Annotated in this window: 15 protein-coding genes; 11 read left to right on the top strand and 4 right to left on the bottom strand. The window is 62.9% G+C overall.

Annotation, left to right across the window (positions count from 1 at the left end):
* Position 1: 1 nt before the first annotated feature.
* Genes QLQ16_RS04145 through QLQ16_RS04130 form a run of 4 tightly spaced genes read right to left on the bottom strand, consistent with a single transcriptional unit; the run spans position 2 to position 7,400 of the window.
* A complete protein-coding gene (locus tag QLQ16_RS04145; RefSeq protein WP_283223418.1) occupies positions 2-598 on the bottom strand; it encodes a C40 family peptidase in 597 nt (198 codons plus the stop codon).
* On the bottom strand, positions 595-1,239 hold the full coding sequence (locus QLQ16_RS04140) for a response regulator transcription factor (protein ID WP_283223417.1): 645 nt from the start codon (positions 1,237-1,239) through the stop codon (positions 595-597). Before QLQ16_RS04140 ends, QLQ16_RS04145 begins: the two co-directional genes overlap by 4 nt.
* Positions 1,240-1,248: 9 nt before the next feature.
* A complete protein-coding gene (locus QLQ16_RS04135) occupies positions 1,249-3,336 on the bottom strand; it encodes a sensor histidine kinase (protein ID WP_431310374.1) in 2,088 nt (695 codons plus the stop codon).
* Complete coding sequence (locus QLQ16_RS04130) at positions 3,333-7,400, bottom strand: YhdP family protein (protein WP_283223416.1); 4,068 nt, start codon at positions 7,398-7,400, stop codon at positions 3,333-3,335. Before QLQ16_RS04130 ends, QLQ16_RS04135 begins: the two co-directional genes overlap by 4 nt.
* A gap of 31 nt (positions 7,401-7,431) precedes the next feature.
* On the opposite strand from QLQ16_RS04130, the gene glnE reads away from it, so the two are divergent.
* From glnE to QLQ16_RS04075, 11 genes are all read left to right on the top strand, one after another.
* Positions 7,432-10,182: a bifunctional [glutamate--ammonia ligase]-adenylyl-L-tyrosine phosphorylase/[glutamate--ammonia-ligase] adenylyltransferase gene (gene glnE / locus QLQ16_RS04125; protein ID WP_283223415.1), complete on the top strand. Its 2,751-nt coding sequence runs from the start codon at positions 7,432-7,434 to the stop codon at positions 10,180-10,182.
* A 115-nt stretch (positions 10,183-10,297) separates the two neighbouring features.
* Positions 10,298-11,386 (top strand): efflux RND transporter periplasmic adaptor subunit, encoded by a 1,089-nt coding sequence (locus QLQ16_RS04120; protein ID WP_283223414.1) that lies wholly within the window; start codon positions 10,298-10,300, stop codon positions 11,384-11,386.
* A 9-nt stretch (positions 11,387-11,395) separates the two neighbouring features.
* Positions 11,396-14,485: an efflux RND transporter permease subunit gene (locus QLQ16_RS04115; protein WP_283223413.1), complete on the top strand. Its 3,090-nt coding sequence runs from the start codon at positions 11,396-11,398 to the stop codon at positions 14,483-14,485.
* Between the two features lie 10 nt (positions 14,486-14,495).
* Positions 14,496-15,206, top strand: coding sequence for an alpha/beta fold hydrolase (locus QLQ16_RS04110; protein WP_431310373.1), 711 nt, complete (start codon positions 14,496-14,498; stop codon positions 15,204-15,206).
* 70 nt (positions 15,207-15,276) lie between these two features.
* Positions 15,277-15,858, top strand: a complete 582-nt coding sequence (locus QLQ16_RS04105) for a glutathione peroxidase (protein ID WP_431310372.1) — start codon at positions 15,277-15,279, stop codon at positions 15,856-15,858.
* Between the two features lie 11 nt (positions 15,859-15,869).
* On the top strand, positions 15,870-17,165 hold the full coding sequence (locus tag QLQ16_RS04100; RefSeq protein ID WP_283223498.1) for an NAD(P)/FAD-dependent oxidoreductase: 1,296 nt from the start codon (positions 15,870-15,872) through the stop codon (positions 17,163-17,165).
* The gene (locus QLQ16_RS04095; RefSeq protein WP_283223410.1) at positions 17,162-17,938 is read left to right on the top strand and encodes a DUF1365 domain-containing protein; all 777 of its coding nucleotides are present in this window, start codon (positions 17,162-17,164) and stop codon (positions 17,936-17,938) included. The genes QLQ16_RS04100 and QLQ16_RS04095 overlap by 4 nt, the downstream gene beginning before the upstream one ends.
* The gene (locus QLQ16_RS04090; protein WP_283223409.1) at positions 17,935-19,185 is read left to right on the top strand and encodes an SAM-dependent methyltransferase; all 1,251 of its coding nucleotides are present in this window, start codon (positions 17,935-17,937) and stop codon (positions 19,183-19,185) included. Before QLQ16_RS04095 ends, QLQ16_RS04090 begins: the two co-directional genes overlap by 4 nt.
* A gap of 7 nt (positions 19,186-19,192) precedes the next feature.
* The gene (locus tag QLQ16_RS04085) at positions 19,193-19,759 is read left to right on the top strand and encodes a chalcone isomerase family protein (RefSeq protein WP_283223408.1); all 567 of its coding nucleotides are present in this window, start codon (positions 19,193-19,195) and stop codon (positions 19,757-19,759) included.
* A 41-nt stretch (positions 19,760-19,800) separates the two neighbouring features.
* Complete coding sequence (locus tag QLQ16_RS04080) at positions 19,801-20,382, top strand: DUF3833 domain-containing protein (protein WP_431310371.1); 582 nt, start codon at positions 19,801-19,803, stop codon at positions 20,380-20,382.
* The gene (locus QLQ16_RS04075) at positions 20,379-21,152 is read left to right on the top strand and encodes an SDR family NAD(P)-dependent oxidoreductase (RefSeq protein WP_283223407.1); all 774 of its coding nucleotides are present in this window, start codon (positions 20,379-20,381) and stop codon (positions 21,150-21,152) included. The genes QLQ16_RS04080 and QLQ16_RS04075 overlap by 4 nt, the downstream gene beginning before the upstream one ends.
* Position 21,153: the final 1 nt, after the last annotated feature.

The raw sequence follows: 21,153 nt of genomic DNA, 5'->3' as shown, positions 1-21,153 counted from the left end.
CTCATTCGAGCAAGGTCTGTCCGCCTTCAAAGCGCTTGGCGTAATAGCGGTTGCTCAGGTGGTCCATGCGTACGCCGGTGCGCTCGTTGCTGGCGTGCACAAAACGTCCGCCGCCGACATACACCCCCACATGCGAATGACGCGCACCCAGCGTGTTGAAAAACACCAGATCGCCAGGCTGCAATTGGGCGGTGTCCACGGGGCGTGAGCGCTTGCCCAAATCGGCCGAGGTGCCGCGCAGTGGGATGCCTGCGGCCTCTTTGTACACATGCGCGACCAAACCCGAACAGTCAAAGCCCATCGCCGGCCCGCGTCCGCCCCAGGCGTAGCGTGTGTCGAGCAGGGACATGGCGTACAGAGCCACATCGTTGCGGGTGCTCATGGTGCTGCTGGCGGCGATGTTGGCGGTGGTGGTGCTGGGTTTTTCTGAGCGGGCTGTGTAGGGCGCAGGTGTTGAGCACGCCCCCAACAGCAGGACCAGCAGAACGGCTCCAAGGACCCCAATGCTTTGTGTGGGCGCCCCACGGCGTTGGGCGATGGCCAGCACACCCCAAGCACCTGAACGGCCCAACCAGCTGGTGAGACGGCGAACGGTCATACCAAGGACCGCAACAAATTGGCCAATTCCACGGCCGACTTGACCTGCATCTTGTCGAACACCCGGGCACGGTGGACCTCGACGGTGCGCACGCTGATGTCCAGTTGATCGGCGATCAGTTTGTTGGGCAGGCCCTCGACCACCAGGCCCATCACATCGCGCTCGCGCTCTGTCAGCTCCGCCAATTGCGATTGCAGCAGGCTTTGCTGCTGGCGCGCCGCCAGGCGCTCGTGCGACAAACTCAGCGCCTGCTCGATGCGGTCCACCAGGGCGTTGTCTGAAAAAGGCTTCTCGCAAAAATCAAAAGCCCCACGCTTGACGCTGTCCACCGCCGTGGGCACATCGGCATGCCCGGTCAGAAAGATCACCGGCCAGGCCTTGGCCACGCCATTGGCCAGCAATTGCTCAAACAAGGCCAAGCCGCTCATGCCGGGCATGCGCACATCGAGCAGGATGCAGCCAACCTGAGCGACCGGTTTCGCGCCCTGCGCGGTGGCCTGCTCGAGCATGGCCGCAAAGGCTTCGGCACTGTCAAACGACTCGCTGAGCAAGCGGCGCGTGCGCAGCAACCAGGCCATGCCTTCGCGCACACTGACGTCGTCGTCAACGATATAAACCGTGCTGTCTTGGGGTGAGTACATGGCCAAATTTTAGGCTTTGCCTGCGGAGGGTGGCAGATCGCCGGGTGCGGCCGGCAAGGTGAAGCGAAACACCGTGCCTTTGGGCGCTTGTGCCTCGAACTCCAGATGGCCGCCATGTTGTTCGACCACGGTGCGGCACAGGCTCAAGCCCAGGCCCATGCCCTCGGCCTTGGTGGTGAAAAACGGGGTGAACAGCTGGTCGGCCACCTCGGCCGCGATGCCTGTGCCCACATCGGTCACGGCCAACTCCACCCAAGCTTGTTCGGCGTTCGATGCCGCCCGCTTGGCTTGCAGCACCAACACGCGGTCGCGGCAGTCGGGCGTGTCCATGGCTTGCATGCCGTTGCGTGCCAAGTTCAGCAGCACCTGCTCGACCATGGTGCGGTCGCACAGCACGGCGGGCAAGCGCGGCTCGATGCGCGTGAGCACCCGCACTTGCAGCTTGCGCGCTTGCAAGTTGACCAGCGGCAAGATGGCCTCAAACAGCGCATGCGGCGCGACCGGCTCGCGCGTCTGGTCGCGGCGGCGCACAAAGTCGTGCACGCTGTTGATCACGCGCCCGGCGCGTCCCGCTTGCTCGGCAATGCGGCGCAAAGCCATGAGCACGTCTTCTTGCGATTGCGCCAGCGAGCCCGGGTCTTTGAGCAGGTTGAGCGAGCCGTTGGCGTAGCTGGCAATGGCCGCCAGTGGTTGGTTCAGTTCGTGGCTGAGCAAAGAGGCCATCTCGCCCACGGTGGCCAAACGCGCGGTGGCCTGCAAACGCTCCTGGCTGGCGCGGGACATTTCCTCCACGCGGCGTTGCTCGCTGATGTCGATCATCGCTCCCATCCAGCCGGTCTGCACGCCACGCGTGTTGATCAGTGGCGCTTCGATGATCAGCACCGGAAAGCGTGTGCCATCTTGGCGCATGAACACCGACTCGAAGCCTTCGCGCGGTGGTGCATTGCCAGCCAGCCGGATGGCCTGGCGCTGACTGTACTCGTCCACCATCTCAGGGGGCCAGTAGGGCATGGGGGCGTTGCGCCCAATCAAGGCGCTGGCGGGCAAGCCCACCATGTCGCAAAACGCCGGGTTCACATAGGTGATGCGCCCTTGCAGATCGCGGGCCCGCAAACCGGTGAACAGCGAGTCTTCCATGGCTTTGCGAAAAGCCAATGCATCGGCCAAATCGCGCTCGGCCTTCAAGCGCCTGCGCGAGTCTTTGACCAGCAAGACCATCACCGTGATCAGCGCCATCGACATGGCCGTCACCAAGGCCGTTAGCACATTCGGAAACAGGTTGGGCTCACCGCGTCGGCTGTCCATGCGCAGCACCAGCGTGTTGCCCGGCAGGTCCACCAGCTGCTGGGTGGTGAACAGGCGCAAGCCTCTTCGCTGCATGCCCGAGATGGCCAGGCGTGTGCCATCGGCTTCGATGAAGGACACCTCGTTGCGCCGGCCAAAGGTGTTGCCCAGGCGCTCGATCAAAAGCGGTTGCAAGCCATAGGTGACGAGGGTGTAGCCCACCAGTTCGCCCGACAGCGTCTGGGGCAGGCACAGCTCCATGACCTCCATGCCCAGGCCATCGGGCAGGGGCAGGTAATAACTGGCGGAATAAGACGGGCCATTGATGCGGCGTGCACGTTGGCAGGCCTGGGTGGCTTCGCCCAGCGTGTCGGCGCGTGGTGTGCGTTCAAACACCGGCGTGCGCAGCGGGGAGTCCACAAAAGCCAAGCTGTTCATCTGCGCGTCGCGCCACTCCAGGCGCATCCAGTCCCGGTTGTCGCGCAGCAAGGCCATGGCTTCGACCGACCAGCTGCTGATCGTCGCGTGTTGGGCCTGCAGGGCTTGCAGGGCTTGCACATCCTGCGAGAGGCCGCTGCGGATGTCGCTGACCGCATCGGCGCTGTCGCGCTCGAGCTCGGCTTGCAGCTGGCTGATTTCATAGCGGCCCGCCAGCCACACCAAGGTGACCAGCACCGCCACCACCAGTGCCATGAGGGCTGCCCACAAGGAGCGCCGCCCCGAGACTTTGGGCTGGCCCTCGTCGCCTGCGCCCCAGCGGCTGCGCCAGCTTTGCACAGCGTGAGCAATGCGCTTGATGCCTTGAGCGTTCATGGTTTGGGTGTCGATGGTGCCGATTTATCGGTGTCGTGGTTCACGTGCGTCACGCGGGGCGCTGCCCAACTTCCGTCGATGATGAACTCTTGGGTGTTGGCTTGCGTGATCGAGGTTTGTAAAAACAACTGGGCCAAGAAGGTGCTCAAGCCCACCAAGGGATTGACCGCAATACCCGCCACCAGCGAGGCCGTCCCGGTGTCCAGCTCGGGCAGGATCACCACGCGTAATTTTTGGGTTTCCTGGGCGATGTCGGCCGAGCCTTCCAGCTGGACCACGGCGCTGACACCTTTGATTTGCAGGTTGTGTGTGGTGGCGATACCTCGCTCGATGTTGACATGGCCTGCCACCGAGTCGAAAGCAAAGCCTTCGTAAAAAACATCTCGGAAATCCAGCAACAAGCGCCGCGGCAGGGCTTGCAAACTCAACACGCCCAGCAGTTTGGCGGCGCCGGGGTCGGCCTTGAGGAATTGCCCCCGGCCCATCTTCAGGTCGAGTTGGCCCTTCATGCTCGGGTAGTGCAGCGCCAGCGGCGAGCCGTTCCAGCCGATGGTGCCCTCCAGTTGGCCACTGCCGCCGCGCAAGGCGCCGGGGGTGCCCAGCCGTGTGAGCAAGCCACCCGCGTCATGAACCGTCATGCGAAAGCTCATCTCGGTTTTGCGCACCTTGCTGCCTTGGCTGGCGGTCAACCAGCGTCCCGTGCTGCGCAGGGCGCCTTCGGGCGTGGTGATGTTGAATTTGCTCAGTTGCCACTCGCGCCCAGATGGGCTGGCGTTTTGCGCTGGTTCGCTGTTGACCGCTTCTATTTCCACGCGACCGAGTTTTTTATCACGCAGCTCCAACTGTTCGATCACGATGTCCAGGGCCGGCAGGTTGGCGGGGGTTGTTTCGAGCAGGCTTTCGACATCGGCCGCCGTCGAAGGCGGCAGGTTCAGCCGTGCCAGGCGGGCATACAGCAGGCCCGGCTGGTCGCCGCCGGATGGGCGAAACGCCACTTGGCCGCTGAGTTCGCGGGCGTCCACATTGGCGCGCCAGCTCAGGCCTTCGCGCGAGCCTCCGGCCACCACCTGGTGCAAGGTGCGGCCTTCGGCGGTGAAGGTGTTCGCTTGCAGCCCCATGCGTGTCGGCAGGTAACCGAGCACGGTGGCCTGGTCGGTCGATGCGATGTCTCCGGTTTGGTGGCTGTTCCACAAGGCTTGCCAATCGTCCACTGAAAACTGGTCCAGTGTCACGGATGCAAAAACACCGCTGTCGGGCATGGGTGGCAGGTTGTTGTGGCCCAGTGCCATGGTGCCTCGCAGCACACGGGGCGTGCGTGCAGACAGCTCACGCACATAGTGCACTGAGGCGATGCGCCCAAGATCGACCTGCAAGTTGTCCTGAAGATGGTCGCCCGTGCCTTGCACGCGGCTGCGGATGCTCAGCGGCATGACGGTGCTGGCCGCTTTGACCAAGGGCGCTGGCAGTTTCAGGGCCAAGCCTTCGAGTTGGCTTTGGATGCTCAGCTCGGGCTGACCTTGTCGCCAAGCCAAGTTGGCGGTGTAAGCGGTGCTGCCGCTCATCTGTTTGGCCAGCATGTCCAAGGGCTGGAACTCTCGGGCTTTGCTCAGGCCTTCGGCGCTGACTTCGCCTTGCGCCCGCAGTTGTATGGCGGGCTCGTTGGTGTTGGCACTGGCACTGGTGCGCATGCCGCCCTCCAGCCGCAAGGGGCCGCCCAGCAAACGGGCTTGCACGCCGCTCAGGCTGAAGCCCGACTCGCTGAACTGAACCGTGCCCTGCGCTTTTTCAAACACCGGCAGGGCCGGGATCAGCCGCAAGTCATTGCCCCCCAGTACCACGGCGCCTTGCACCTTGGTGTTTTGTGTGGCCAACAAGGGGATGGTGAGCTTGAAACGCGTTTGCACCTGGCCCGTGGCTTGCGCATCGCGCAAAGCCGAGCCCAGCAGTTTGTCGAGGGGTGACTTTTGCACCAGTCCCAGCACTTGTGCGGCCGAGCCCTTGTTGTCGGCCGACACCTCGAGCGTGGCCTGCGCGGCCATGTTCGGAATTTGGGCTTGGATGCCGCTGAGCACCAGCCCGGTTTTGGCGTCGCCCGTGCGCGCCGTGCCATCGCTCAGTTTCAGTCCCAAGCGGTCAAACACCAGTTGTCCGTTCAGGCCCAGCAGCCGCGGCCAAGGCAGGCTGCCTCGGGGCATGAGCGCCGAGGGCACATAGTCGAACTCGACATCGCTCAGGCGCCCTGCAAAGCGGAACTCGCCGTCTTTGGGGTTGGCAAAGGGCAAGCGGTCCAGTGGACCTTTGATCTTGATTTGCACATCTGAATAGCGGCCTTTGACCACCGCATCGCGCACGTATTGCCGCACCGAGGCGGGCAGCGAGCTGGGCAGGTAGCGGTGAACTCGGGCGGCATCGGCTTGGCTGATCGTGCCTTGCAAGTCCAGCACCCCGGGGCCCTGTGCTGTGGCGTGCCATTGGCCTTGTGCTTGACCTTGCAGGTCGGCGTTTTTCAGTTGCAGCGACCATTGCGGCACATCCCACAGGCCGTCTTTGCGCTGCCAGCGTGCCTGGGCATGCAATTGCTGGACGGGCACCGTGGCTTCTTCCAGCCGTTCGGGCAGTGTGATGGCTCCGCCCTCGCCCATGTCCACTTGCACATCGCCACCGTTGGCGTTCATCTTGAGCTGAACTTTGGCGCCCGCCAGGCCCGGCCATTGATGAGCTTGTGCCGGTAGGTTCAGGTTTTGCACTTGGGTTTGCACGTCGTAGCTTTGCGGCTTGTCCCAGGGGCCTGTCCATTTGACCGCCAAGGCCTCGACTTGACCGGTCACGGCCATGGCCTGCAGTTGCTGGTGCAGCTCTTGTGGCAAAGGCAAGCGCAAAGACACATCCCGCAGCGCTTGCAAATCCAGATGGTCGGCTTGCAATTGGCCTTGTGCAGGTTTGCGCGCTTGCACCTGTTCGTGGGTGTAGCTCAAGCGCAGGTTGCCGCTAGGCCAACGCAGACCCTCGGTGCTGACAAACGACAAGTCGCGCACGGCGACATCGAGTTGCTGGGGGAGGACTTTGGCGCTCAGGCGGCCGGTGATGCTTTCAAAAGCCAGGGGTGCGTGCTCGGGGTCAAAGCGGATGTTCAGTTGGTGTAAATCGGTGTCAACGGCCCCGCCTGTCCATTGGCCTTTTTCAAAGTCGCTCCAAAAGCGCAATGCACCTTGACCCGAGGCGATGTCGGCACCCAGTGGCACATGCCGGCGCAGTTGCGAGACATCCACCTGCGGGAAGTAGGCGTACATCTGTCCCGACCAGTCGGAGAACTGGGCCGCGTGGGTGGACAACAATCCTCTTTTGAAGCGGCCCACGGTCACAAAGCGCGAGCCCCAGCTGCCCGGCGGGGTCGCGTCCAGCCGGATGTCGTGGTCGCGGGTGGTGTTGCGCAGCACCAAGTCCACGTCGCGCAGAGAAAGCGTTTCGGGTGCGGTCTGCAAGGGCTTGGCCGAGGGCAATGCCCGAGTGATGGCTTGCAGTGGCAGGTGCGATCGTTCGTTGGTCCAACGCACGGTGCCACCGCGGATGACCACTTCGCTTTGCGAAAAAAGCCAGTCGGCGCCGGCGCTGTCACCCTTGCCGTTGGAGGGTAATTCCAGCCCGGCAATTTGCCAATGACCGTCTGCGGTCAGTCGGATGTCCAGCTCTGGGCTGTCCAGCACCAGTTGCTCCAATCGCAGACGCAACACCGAGCGCACGCTGATGGCCACGACCACCCGTGGCAGGCTCAAGCCTGGGCGTCCTTGGGCATCGAGCAACTCGATCTGGCGCAGCTCAAACGAAGGCGCCCAGCCGGTCGATTGCGCCGACAAAGCGCCGATGCGCACAGGCACCCCCATGGTTTGCTGGGCCAAGCGTTCCACAGCGGGACGGTACTCGGCGATTCGCGGCACAATCCACAAATGCAGGACGCCCCAAGCCAAACCCAGCAACAAACCCAGCACCAAAAGCGCCCAGCTCAGGCCGTGAATGGCGTGGTTGAGCCAAAGGCTCAGGCGGGGGTGTTGGGGGATCGACAGCACAAACGGTGGAATCAGAAAGTTGGCAGGAATTATGACCCGCGGTGAGCCCTTGACGCCCGCTCAGACCCCAAACGGACAGGCTTTCCCTGAGGTGGCGGCTTATTCCCGTTTCGTGCAGCGCCTGCAGCGCCGTTATGCCGACTGGCTGCCCCTTTTGCCGCCGGGCGAGCCCACCCGTCAAAGCCTGAGCGAAGCCCTGACGGCCTTGGTGGCCAAGGGGCTGGACACCGGTGCGGCCCTGCGGGTGCTGCGACAGTTGACGCTGGAGCGTTTGGCCCAGCTTGACACGGCACAGCAAGCCCCCTTGCAAACCATCACCCAAGGCATGACCTGGCTGGCCGAGATCTGCCTGGACGCGGCCACACGCCAAGTGCAAGCCGATCTGGACGCGGTCCACGGCGCGCCTCTGTCGGCCAGCGGCCAGCGCTCAGAGCTGTGGGTGGTGGGCATGGGCAAGCTCGGTGCGCGCGAGCTCAATGTCTCCAGCGACATCGACCTGATTTACGTCTACGACGAAGACGGCGAAACGGCCGGCAATGCCGAAGGCCGCAACAAGATTTCTGCCCAGGAGTACTTCTCCCGTCTGGTCAAGCGGGTGTATGCGCTGATCGGCGATACGACCGAGCATGGCTTTGTGTTTCGGGTGGACCTGGCGCTCAGGCCCAATGGCAACTCCGGTCCGAGCGTCGTGTCCTTGGGGGCGCTGGAGGAGTATTTCCAAGTACAGGGCCGCGAGTGGGAGCGCTTTGCCTGGATGAAAAGCCGTGTTGTGGCACCGCGCAGCGCAGTCACCAACGGCTCTGCCCACAAATTGCGCGGTGTGGTGCTGCCCTTTGTGTTTCGCCGCTACCTCGACTACAACGTGTTCGAGTCGCTGCGGGTCTTGCACCAGCAAATCCGCGACCACGCCGCCAAGCGCAGCGCGGGGCACCCCGAGCGGGCCAACGACGTCAAGCTCTCGCGTGGCGGCATCCGAGAGATCGAGTTCACCGTGCAGCTTTTGCAGGTGGTGCGCGGCGGGCAGTTTCCGGAGCTGCGCACGCGGCCCACGCTGGACGCCTTGCAACGCGTGGCCAAAGCCGGACTCATGCCGCAGGCCACGGCCGATGCGCTCAGTGCGGCCTATGTGTTTTTGCGCCAGGTGGAGCACCGCATCCAGTATCTGGACGACCAGCAAACCCATGTGCTGCCCACGCGCGACGACGACCTGGCTTGGATTGCGCAGACCATGGGCCATGCCAGCACTTGCAGTTTTCTGACCGCGCTGGATGCCCACCGCGAAATGGTGGCGCAAGAGTTCGACACCTTGCTCGGTGGTGACCGGGAGTGCAAAGGTTGCAACGGCAAGAACGGCACCCGCGAAGCGCCCGAGCTCGAAGGGGTGCTCGGTGTTTTCAAGGGGGCGGTGCGTGAGCGATTGGCGCAGTGGCCAGGCAACCCGCGTGTGCAAGCCTTGCGCGACGACGCGCGTGGCCGCTTGATGCGCCTGTTGCAACGCACCGCGCAATGGCTTGACGAAGGTCGCGTGAGTGAAGACGCCGTGCTGCGCATGGTCGATTGGCTGGAGCCTTTGCTGCGCCGGGAAAGTTATTTGGCCCTCATGCTTGAGCGCCCCTCGGTGCACGAACGCTTGCTGCGCCTGTTGGGTGCGGCGCGTTGGCCAGCGCGCTACCTCTTGCAGCACCCGGGCGTGATCGATGAGCTGGCGGGCGGCAGCCTGTTCACCACCCGCTTTGATGCGGCCGAGTTTGAGGCCGAGCTGGAAGCTCGCTTGGCGGCCTTGAAGCGCACCGGTGAAGACGATGAAGAGAGCCTGCTGAACCTCTTGCGCCGTGCGCACCATGCCGAGCAGTTCCGCACTTTGGCGCGTGACGCCGAAGGCGTGCTCACCGTGGAAGAGGTGGCCGACGATTTGAGCTCTTTGGCCGATGCGGTCTTGCGTGTGACGGCCCGCTGGTGTTGGGGCCGTTTGAAGCAAAAACACCGGCCAGAACCGGCGATTGCCATCATTGCTTACGGCAAGTTGGGTGGCAAAGAACTGGGTTACGGCAGTGACTTGGACATCGTGTTCGTGTACGACGACGAAGACGAACGCGCACAAGAAATCTACGCCGCTTTCGTGCGCAAGCTCATCAGTTGGATGACCGTGAAAACCGGCGAAGGTGACCTGTACGAGATCGACACCGCTTTGCGCCCCAACGGCAATGCGGGCTTGCTGGTCACGCGCTTTGAGGCCTTTGCCGATTACCAGCAGCAACGCGGCAGCAACACCGCCTGGACTTGGGAACATCAGGCCATGACGCGCGCGCGTTTTGTCCTGGGCCTGCCGTCTTTGGCGCCCCGATTTGATGCCGTGCGCCACGCGGTCATCAGCGCACAACGCGATCCAATCAGTCTCAAAGCCGAGATCGTGGCCATGCGCGACCGCGTACGCCAGGCCCATGTGGTCAAAGCCGATCGCTTCGATGTCAAGCACAGCCCAGGGGGCATGGTCGATGTGGAGTTTGTCGTTCAGTGCTTGGTGCTGCTGCACACTGTTCGCCACCCGGAACTGGCCGATAACGTGGGCAACATCGCCTTGCTCATTCGCGCAGAAGTCGTGGGCTTGTTGCCCATGGGCGTGGGCCAGGCGGCGGCCAATGCCTACCGAGAGATGCGCAAGGTGCAGCACCGTGCACGCCTGAACGAAGACCCCACGGACGTGCCTTTGCACACATTGACCCCAGAGCGCGAGGCGGTGTTGGTGCTTTGGCGCGGGGTGATGGGCGGCCCTTTGTTGTGAGCCCATTCGACAGTGGGATCACCTCAGCGCGAGCCTTGGATCCTTACACGCCGTGTGCTCTCAAGAACCGTCTTGGCTCGGTAAACTCCAGCCATTTTCAAGCAGGGATCACACCATGAAAACCACCCAAACAACGCTGGCCTGTCTGGCCATGGCCATGGCGATGGCCTTGCCCCTTGGCGCGGCCCAAGAAAAGACGACGCCTGCAGCCAAACCCAGCTTGACCGTCACCACCGCTTTGCCCGTCAAGGCCGATTGGGCGCAAAAAATCAGCGCCAACGGCTCGCTGGCCGCTTGGCAAGAGGCCATCATCGGGGCCGAGGCCAATGGCTTGAAGATCACCGATGTCCGCGTCAATGTGGGCGACCGTGTGCAGCGCGGTCAGGTGCTGGCCACCTTGCAGTCCGACACCTTGCGCGCCGAGCAGGCTCAGGCCGAAGGCACTTTGGCCGAAGCCATGGCCAGTGCGCAAGAGGCCAAGGCGCAGGCCGACCGTGCGCGGGCCTTGCAACAACAAGGCTTTTTCAGCGCGGCGCAGCTGAGCCAAGCGCTGGCCGCAGAAGCTTCGGCCTTGGCCCGTGTGCAGTCGGCGCGTGCGCTGGTGCAGTTGCAAGGGGTGCGTTTGTCGCAGACCGAGGTCAAGGCCTCTGACGCGGGCGTGATTTCTGCGCGCCTGGCCACGGTGGGCAGCGTGGTGGGCGCGGGCACCGAGTTGTTCCGGTTGATCCGTCAGGGCCGCCTGGAGTGGCGCGCTGAAGTCACCGCCGCCGACGTGGGCCGCATTCAGGTGGGGGCGCCGGTGCAAGTGACCGCCGCCAGCGGCCAGGTCTTGAGCGGCAAGGTGCGCATGGTCGCGCCCTCGGTGGACATGCAAACGCGCAATGCTTTGGTTTATGTGGACTTGCCTGCAGCCACCGGCAGCGCCCGCGCCGGCATGTACGCCAAAGGCGAGATCACCTTGGGCCAAAGCCAGGCCATCACGGTGGCGCAAAGCGCGGTGGTGGTGCGCGATGGTTTCAGCTACATCTACACCGTGGGTGCGGATCAGAAGGTCACCCAAGTGAAGGTGCAGACCGGACGCCTCAGTGGCGACCGCTTGGAGGTGCTCAGCGGCTTGAAGCCCGATGCACGCGTGGTGGTCAGTGGTGGGGCTTTCCTCAACCACGGCGACACGGTGCGCGTGGTTGACGCTGCAGCCAAGTAAGGGGACGTCATGCTCAACGTCTCCTCTTGGTCGATCCGCAACCCGATTCCGGCCGTCATGTTGTTTGTGCTGCTGTCGGTGGCCGGCTTCATTGCGTTTGGTTCGATGAAAGTCCAGAACTTCCCCGATCTGGATTTGCCCACCATCACGGTCAACGCCAGCTTGCCGGGCGCAGCGCCCTCGCAACTCGAAAGCGATGTGGCGCGCAAACTCGAAAACGCGCTGGCCCCTTTGCAAGGGCTCAAGCACATCACCACCAAAGTGCAAGACGGCGCGGTCAGCATCACGGCTGAATTCCGCATGGAAAAGCCGGTGCAAGAAGCGGTGGACGATGTGCGCTCGGCCGTTCAGGGTGTGCGGGCCGATTTGCCCAGCGACCTGCGCGACCCCATCGTGCAAAAAATCAACCTGGCTGGCACGCCCGTGCTGGCCTACACCGTGCGCTCAAGCCGCATGGACGATGAAGCCTTGTCTTGGCTGGTGGACAACGACATCACGCGCAAGCTCTTGTCGCTGCGCGGTGTGGGCGCGGTCAACCGAGTGGGCGGGGTCACGCGCGAAGTGCGCATCGCGCTCGATGTGAACCGCTTGCAGTCGCTGGGCATCACCGCCTCTGAGGTTTCGCGCCAGCTCAAACAGGTGCAGCAAGAAGGCTCCGGTGGCCGCATGGACCTGGGCGTGGGCGAGCAACCGGTGCGCACCTTGGCCACCGTCAAGACGGCGCAAGAGGTGGGCCAAATTGAGCTGTCCACCATACGCGGCGTGCGTGTGCGCCTGGACCAGGTCGCCACCGTGAGCGACACCTTGGCCGATGCACGCTCTGCCGCCAGCCTGAACGGCACGCCGGTGGTGGGTTTTGAGGTGGTGCGCAGCAAAGGCGAGAGTGAAGTGGCCGTGGGCCGCTTGGTGCGTCAAGCGCTGGCCGACTTTCGCGCACAGAACCCCGACATCGAGATCACCGAAGCCTTTGACTTCGTGACCCCGGTCGAAGAGGAGTACACCGGCTCTTTGCACCTGCTGTACGAAGGCGCCATTTTGGCCGTGCTGGTGGTCTGGCTGTTTTTGCGCGACTTTCGTGCCACCTTTGTGTCGGCCGTGGCGCTGCCTTTGTCGGTGATCCCGGCTTTCATTGGCATGGCTTACCTGGGCTTTTCCATCAACGTGGTCACGTTGTTGGCGCTGTCTTTGGTGATCGGCATTTTGGTGGACGATGCGATCGTCGAGGTGGAAAACATCGTGCGCCATTTGCGCATGGGCAAGACGCCTTACCAAGCCGCCATGGAAGCGGCCGATGAGATTGGCTTGGCGGTGATCGCCACCACTTTCACTTTGATTGCCGTGTTTTTGCCTACGGCTTTCATGGCGGGCATTCCCGGTAAGTTTTTCAAGCAGTTTGGTTGGACGGCCTCGCTGGCGGTGTTTGCATCGCTGGTGGTGGCGCGGGTGCTCACGCCCATGATGGCGGCCTACATGCTCAAGCCCATCGTGACCGCCGAGCACGAGCCTCGGTGGTTGACCCGTTACATGGTTTGGGTGGCCTGGTGCATGAAGCACCGGGTGATGACCATGGTCATGGTCACGCTGTTTTTCATCGGCTCCATCATGCTGGTGCCGCTCTTGCCCAAAGGCTTCATCCCGCCAGACGACAACTCGCAAACGCAGGTTTATGTGGAGCTGCCCCCTGGCGCCACACTGGCGCAAACCCAGGCCAGCGCCGAGCACGCCCGTCAGATTTTGATGAAGGTCGATGACGTGAAAAGCGTCTACACCACCATCGGCGGCGGCAGTGCGGGCACCGACCCCTTTGCCGGAGGCGGCGCGGCCGAGGTGCGCAAGGCGACTTTGACGATTCAGCTCACAGAGCGCGGCCAACGTCCGCGCAAGCAGCAGATTGAAAACGACATCCGCACAGCGTTGCAGCAGCTGCCCGGTGTGCGCACCAAGGTCGGCTTGGGCGGCTCGGGCGAGAAATACGTGCTGGTGCTCACCGGCGAAGACCCCCAGGCCTTGCAAAGCACCGCCTTGGCGGTCGAAAAAGACCTGCGCACCATCGACGGTCTGGGCTCGATCGCTTCCACGGCCAGTCTGGTGCGCCCCGAGATCGCGGTGCGCCCCGACTTTGCCAAGGCCGCCGATTTGGGCGTGACCAGCGCCGCCATCAGCGACACCTTGCGCGTGGCCACGCTGGGCGACTACGACGCGGCTCTGCCCAAGCTCAACCTGTCGCAACGCCAAGTGCCCATCGTCGTCAAGCTCGACGCCGATGCCCGCAAAGACCTCTCGTTGCTCGAGCGCCTGACGGTGCCCGGCAGCAAAGGCCCGGTCATGCTGGGGCAAGTGGCCAGCATCGAGGTGGCCGGAGGCCCGGCCGTGATCGACCGTTACGACCGCCAGCGCAACATCAACTTTGAGATCGAGTTGTCCGGTGTGCCGCTGGGTGATGTGACCGCAGCGGTGCAAAAACTGCCCGCATTGCAAAGCCTGCCCCCGGGTGTGCGTGTGGTCGAAGTGGGCGATGCCGAAGTCATGGGCGAGCTGTTTGCCAGCTTTGGCCTGGCCATGCTGATCGGCGTGCTGTGCATCTACATCGTGCTGGTTTTGTTGTTCAAAGGCTTTTTGCACCCGGTCACCATCTTGGCCGCTCTGCCCTTGTCTTTGGGCGGTGCCTTTGTGGGCTTGTTGGTGGCGCAAAAAAGCTTTTCCATGCCTTCGCTGATTGGCCTGATCATGCTCATGGGCATTGCCACCAAAAACTCGATCTTGTTGGTGGAGTACGCCATCGAAGCGCGGCGCGGCCGCCCCGCCACCGATGGTCACCCGGCCGTGCCTGGCATGAACCGCTGGGACGCGCTGCTCGACGCGTGCCACAAGCGCGCCCGTCCGATTGTCATGACCACCATCGCCATGGGCGCGGGCATGTTGCCCATCGCGATGGGTTGGGGCAGTGCTGACACGAGTTTCCGCTCGCCCATGGCCATTGCCGTGATCGGCGGTCTGATCACCAGCACGGTGCTCAGTTTGCTGGTGATTCCGGTGGTGTTCACCTACCTGGACGATCTGGGGCAGTGGACGGTGCGCTTGTTCAAGCGCAAGACCTGAGCGCGCGTTCATGACACCAGCCCTGCTCCTGGTCCCTGGCCTCATGTGCAACGAGTCCGTGTGGGCCCCGGTGATCCCCTTCATCGCACCCGTCGCCGAGTGTCATGTGGTGGACCACGCCAGCGCCAACAGCTTGGTGCAGATGGCCCAGCAGTTGTTGAGCAATGCGCCCGATCGCTTTGCCTTGGCAGGCCACTCCATGGGGGCGCGGGTGGCCCTCGAGGTGTACCGGCAAGCGCCTGAGCGGGTCACGCGCATCGCTTTGCTGGACACCGGCTACATGCCCCTGGCCACGGGCGAGGCGGGTCAGGCCGAGAAAGACAAGCGGGCCCAACTGCTGCACATCGCGCAAACTCAAGGGGTGCGCCGCATGGCCAGCGCTTGGGTGCAGGGCATGGTGCACCCGGCTCGCCTGTCCGACGCGGCTTTGATCGAGGCCATCGTGGCGATGTTCGAGCGCAAGTCGGCGGCCATTTTTGAAGCGCAGATTGCCGCCTTGCTGGCCCGTCCCGATGCCCGGCCTGTGCTGCAAAGCCTGAACGTGCCGACCCTGATCGCTTGTGGTGACCAAGACCTGTGGGCGCCCTTGGCCCAACACCAGGCCATGCAGGCCTTGGCGCCGCAGGCGCGACTGACGGTTTTCGCCGATGCGGGCCACATGGCGCCGATGGAGCAAGCCCCGGCGGTGGCCCAGGCTTTGCGGAATTGGCTGGCCGCTTAATTCAACGGATCAGCAAGGGACACTCAAGGGCATTAAACTGGTCCGTCGCTCAATGCCCCGGAAAGTTCAAATGAAGCATGCTTGGCCCTTGTTGACCCTCGCCGCGGGTTTGTATGCGCTGGCTTTGGCCTCGCACGCCGCTGGCCCCGCCAGCCAGCCTGCGGGCACATGCCCGGCCTTGCTCAACCACACGGTGGAGCGCTTGCAAGATGAAAAGCCTCAGTCGCTGTGCCAATACAGCGGCAAAGTCGTGCTGATCGTCAATACCGCCAGCTTCTGCGGTTTCACCCCCCAATACAAAGGCTTGGAGGCCTTGCACGCCAAATACAAAGACCAGGGCTTTGCGGTCCTGGGCTTCCCGTCCAACGATTTTTCGCAAGAGACCGGCAGCAACAAACAGATCGCCGACTTTTGCGAAAACACCTTTGGCGTCAAGTTTCCGATGTTCACCAAAACCCAGGTCACCGGCGATGGCGCATCCCCCCTCTTCAAGCAGCTGATCGCCGTGTCCGGCCAAAAGCCGCGCTGGAATTTCTACAAATACCTGATCGGCCGTGACGGCAAATTGGTGGACAGCTATGGCAGCATCACCGGACCCGACAGCAAATCCTTGGTCTCGGCCATTGAAAAATCCCTGAAAACTGCACCATGAGTTCTCCGCGCATGAAGCTGGCCATTGTGGGCTCCGGCATTTCGGGCCTGGCCGTGGCCCACACCTTGCAGGGCCAAGCCGACATCACCGTGTTTGAAGCAGGTGACTATTTCGGTGGCCATACCCACACGGTGGATGTCACACTGCCCACGCCCCAGGGCCTGGTCACGCACGGTGTGGACACCGGTTTTTTGGTGTTCAACGAGCGCACCTACCCCAACCTGATCCAGTTGTTTACCGACCTGAACATCCAAACGGCTGCATCCGACATGTCGTTCTCGGTCAAGGTGCCCGGCGCCCGCAAGGGTCAGCCGCTCGAGTGGAGCGGCACCAACCTCAACACGGTGTTTGCACAGCGCGGCAATTTGTTCAGCCCCCGCTTTTGGCGCATGCTGTCCGATGTGATCCGCTTCAATGCGCTGTGCACCCGCATCGCCCAAGAGCAAAGCGAAGAGGCGCTTGAGCAGCCGCTCCAAGACTTCCTGAGCACGCACCGTTTCAGCGAGCAGTTTCGCGATTGGTATTTCTTGCCCATGCTCGGTTGCATCTGGAGCTGCCCGACCGATCAGATGCTGCAGTTCCCCGTGGCGACCATGATCCGCTTTTGCCACAACCACGGCCTGATCCAGGTGATGAACCGTCCGCAATGGTTCAGTGTGGTGGGCGGGGCGCGTCAATACGTCGAGAAGATCTTGGCCCAGGTGCCCGACAAGCGCTTGAACACGCCGGTGCGCCTGATCGAGCGCGATGGCCAAGGCGTGCGCATCGTCACCGATGGCCGTGTGGAGCATTTTGACGAGGTGGTGATTGCCACCCACACCGACCAGGCCCTGGCCATGTTGCGCGAGCCCTCGCCCAACGAACAGCATGTGCTCGGCAGCATCCGCTACCAGGCCAACCGCGCGGTTTTGCACACCGATGCCTCGGTGCTGCCGGCCAACCCCAAGACCTGGGCCGCCTGGAATTACGAACGCGCCGCGAGCGATGCACGCGAGTCTTCCCGCGTGTGCCTGCATTACCTGATCAACCGCTTGCAACGCATTCCGTTTGCGCAACCGGTGGTGGTCTCGCTCAACCCCGTGCAGCCCATTGACCCGGCCACCATCGTGGGCGAGTACGACTATGCGCACCCGGTGTTTGACATGCAGGCGATCCAGGCGCAGCAATGCCTGCCCTTGATTCAGGGCTTGCAGCACACCTGGTTTGCAGGCGCATGGGCGGGCTATGGCTTCCACGAAGATGGGCTCAAATCGGGCCTGCAAGTGGGCCGCATGCTGCTGGCCAAAATGAAAGCCGCCACCCCATGAGCACGGCGGGTGCCTGCATAGGCTGGGGGCAGGTGCGGCACACCCGCATGCGCCCGGCGCGCCATGCGTTTGTGTACCCGACCGCTTTCCTCATGCTGCCCATGCGCCGCTTGCAAGCCGAGGGCGCCAGCGCCGACCTGGCGATCAACCGCCGTGCCTGGTTCGCGTTCCACGACAAGGACCATGGTGATGGTCGCTCTGCGGCCGAAGGCGGTGCCTTGGCCTGGCTCAATGAACTGCTGCAGCAAGAAGGCATCCGCGATGCGCAAGGCGAAGTTTGGCTGCAGACTTTTCCGAGGGTGCTGGGCCATGCTTTTAAGCCGGTGAGCTTCTGGTACGCGCACCGCCCCGACGGCAGCTTGGCCGCCATCGTGGCCGAGGTCAACAACACCTTTGGGGAGCGCCATTGCTACCTCTTGCCCGCGCCGCAATACGGCCACACGCTCAGGGCCGACAAGGTGTTCCACGTCTCGCCCTTTTGCGATGTGCAAGGCGAATACCGCTTTCGCTTCATGCGCACCCAGCGCGGTGGCCACGAACAGGTGGTGGCCCGCGTGGAGCATGCGGACGCCGACGGCCCCTTGATCGACACCAGCTGGAGCGGCTCGCTGCAGCCCGCCACGTCGGCGGCCTTGCGGCAGGTCATGTGGCGCTTTCCCTTGCTCACTTTGGGCGTGGTCGCCCGCATCCATTGGCATGCCTTGTTGCTTTGGCTCAAGAAGGTGCCCTTTTGGCGCAAACCCGCGCCGCCTTCATTGTTCGTGACCCGATGAAAAACGACGCTGACCCCATCGCCACATCTTTGCGTGGCAACGCATCCCACGCATTGGCCAGCGCCCGCTTGCCCGCTGCGGCCCGCCGTGTGATGGCGCTCTTGTCCCGCCTGAAGGTGGGCACGCTCACCTTGTTCGGGCCCGATGGGCAGACCCATGTGTTTGGCAATCACCAAGCGCCCTTTGCCACATTGCACATCCGCCGCTGGGAGGTGTGTGCTGCGGTGCTCAAGTCGGGCGACATCGGTTTTGCCGAGGCCTACATGGACGGCGACTGGACCACGCCTTCGCTGGCCGATTTGCTGCGCTTGTTCATCGCCAACCGCCGCGAGATCGAAAGCGCGATTTATGGCCACTGGCTGGGGCGGCTGGTTTACCAGGTCAAGCACTGGCTCAACCGCAACAACAAAACCAACAGCCGCAAAAACATCCACGCGCATTACGACTTGGGCAATGCCTTCTACCAAGTCTGGCTGGACGGCACGATGAACTATTCATCGGCCCTGTTTGAGGGTGACAAGAGCCAGGACATGGCCGAGGCGCAAAAAGCCAAGGTGCGCCGCGCCCTGCGCATGACCGGCGTCAAGGCCGGTGACCGCGTCTTGGAGATCGGTTGCGGCTGGGGCGCCTTGGCCGAGGCGGCCACTTGCGAGCTGGGTGCGCACATCACGGGGGTGACCTTGTCGACCGAGCAGCTGGCCTATGCCCAAGACCGCATGAACAGGCATGGCGTGGCCGCGCAAGCCGATTTGCGTCTGCAGGACTACCGCGACATCAGCGACACGCCCTTCGATGCGATCTGCTCGATCGAGATGATCGAAGCGGTGGGCCAGTCGTATTGGCCGACTTACTTTCAGACGGTGAGCCGATTGCTCAAGCCCGGGGGCCACGCCTGCATCCAGAGCATCACGATTGATGACGCTTTGTTCGACCGCTACGTGAATTCCACCGATTTCATCCAGCAGTACATCTTTCCGGGAGGCTGTTTGCCCAGCCCCAGCGAGTTCCGCAAGCAAGCCCGCGCTGCCGGCTTGGAGGTGGTGGACGAGTTGAATTTCGGCCCCGACTATGCCGAGACTTTGCGCCGCTGGCGCGACAGTTTCATGGCTCAGCTCGAGCAAGTGAAGGCCTTGAAATTCGATGACCGCTTCATCCGCCTGTGGGAGTTTTACCTGGCTTATTGCGAAGCGGCCTTTGACGAAGCCAACATCGATGTGATCCAGTTCACATTGCGCAAACCGGCTTGAGCAGGCCATGCTGCGGTCCATCCGTTCATCGATCTTGGCATGCGCCGTCTTGGGCATGCTCACACCCCTTTGTGCACTGGCCAACACGGCTGCACCGCCAGTGACGGCCCCTGAGACAGCCGCGCTCAAAGGCGCTGTGCCCACCGCTTATGCGCGCTTGCGTGTGTGGGGCTTCGAGGTGTACGACGCCCGTCTGTGGACCTTGCCAGGTTTTGGCGCTTCCAAATTTGAACAGCAGCCGTTTGCGCTCGAGCTGAAGTATTTGCGCCAACTCGAGGGTGCGGCCATTGCCAGCCGGTCGATCGACGAAATGCGCCGGGTGGGCACCTTCACCGAGGCGCAGGAAAAAAGCTGGCTTCAGGCCATGCGGCAGCTGTTTCCGAATGTCGATCGCAATGACCGCATCACCGGCTTGAATTGGCCGGGCAAAGGGGTGGAGTTTTGGCTCAACGGTCAGCGCTTGGGCTGGGTTCAAGACCCTGTGTTTGCGCGGTTATTTTTTGGTATTTGGCTTGACGAACGCACGTCTGAGCCCAAGATGCGTTTGCAGCTGTTGCAAGGCTTGGCACCTTAAGCGCCGTCAAGCTTGCCAATGGCTCCCATGAAAGGCACCCCATGACTGCATTTGATAACCGCCGCCGCGCATTGACGCGCATGGCCGCACTCCCTTTGGCCGCCAGTTTGCCCTTTGTGGGAGGCTGTGCATCGCCTCAGGTGCAGCTGTATGCGCAAGAAAAACCTGCGCTCGATTTGCGCACCTATTTCAATGGCAAGGTCGATGCCTGGGGCGTGTTCACCGACCGCAGCGGGCAGGTCGTCAAGCGCTTCACGGTCGAGATGGACTGCAGCTGGCAAGGCGATGAAGGCGTGCTGGACGAGGCCTTTGTGTATTCGGATGGCACGCGCCAGCGCCGCATCTGGAAGCTGCGTGCAGGCCCCAATGGCAGCTACACCGGTACGGCTGAAGATGTGGTGGGCCAGGCCCGCGGCCAGGTCAGTGGCAACGCTTTTCGCTGGGGCTACACCCTCGCCTTGCCGGTCGATGGCCGCATCTGGGAGGTGGACTTTGACGACTGGATGTACCTGATGGACGACCGCGTCATGCTCAACAAGGCCACCATGAGCAAATGGGGCATTCGCTTGGGTGAGGTCACCTTGTCCTTCACCCGCCGCAGCCCATTGGTCTTGCCCAAATGAAGGCGCTCAATCCACCGATCGCCGACTGGTCGGGCCGCCGCGTCTGGCTGGTGGGCGCGTCCACCGGCATTGGCTTGGCCTGTGCGCAGCAGATGCGGCAAGCCGGCGCTGAGGTGATCATTTCTGCCCGCAAACCGCAAGGCATTTTGGACTGGGCCGCGCAGGATGCGGGCGTGCAATGGCAACCGCTGGACGTGACGGTGCAGGCCGACGTGCAGGCCACGGCGCAGAAAATTCTGGCCCAAGGCCCGCTCGACATGGTGGTCTATGCGGCAGGCCACTACAAAGCCCAACGCGCCACCGCCATGGACTTGCCGCAGTTGCTGCAGCACCAGAGCGTCAATTACCAAGGCGCCTTGCAGGTGCTGGACGCGGTGCTGCCAAGCCTGTTGGCGCAAGGGCATGGCCACATCAGCTTGCTCAGCAGCGTGGCCGGCTGGCGCGGATTGCCCAATGGCCTGGCCTATGGCCCGACCAAAGCGGCTTTGACCCACTTGGCCGAAACCCTGTACCTGGACTTGCAAGACGCGGGCATCGGCGTGAGCGTGGTCAACCCCGGTTTTGTGGACACGCCGTTGACCGCGCAAAACGAGTTCACCATGCCGGCCTTGATCAGCCCTGAACAAGCCGCCCAAGCGATGCTCCAAGGGTGGGCGCGGGGCGCTTTTGACATCCACTTTCCCAAGCGCTTCACGCTGTGGCTCAAGCTCTTGCGGATCTTGCCCTACCGCTGGTATTTCCCACTGGTGCGGCGCTTCACAGGACTTTGAA

This window comes from Limnohabitans lacus (assembly GCF_030053395.1).
GTDB lineage: Bacteria > Pseudomonadota > Gammaproteobacteria > Burkholderiales > Burkholderiaceae_C > Limnohabitans_A > Limnohabitans_A lacus.
This window is presented reverse-complemented; position numbering and strand designations above follow the sequence as displayed.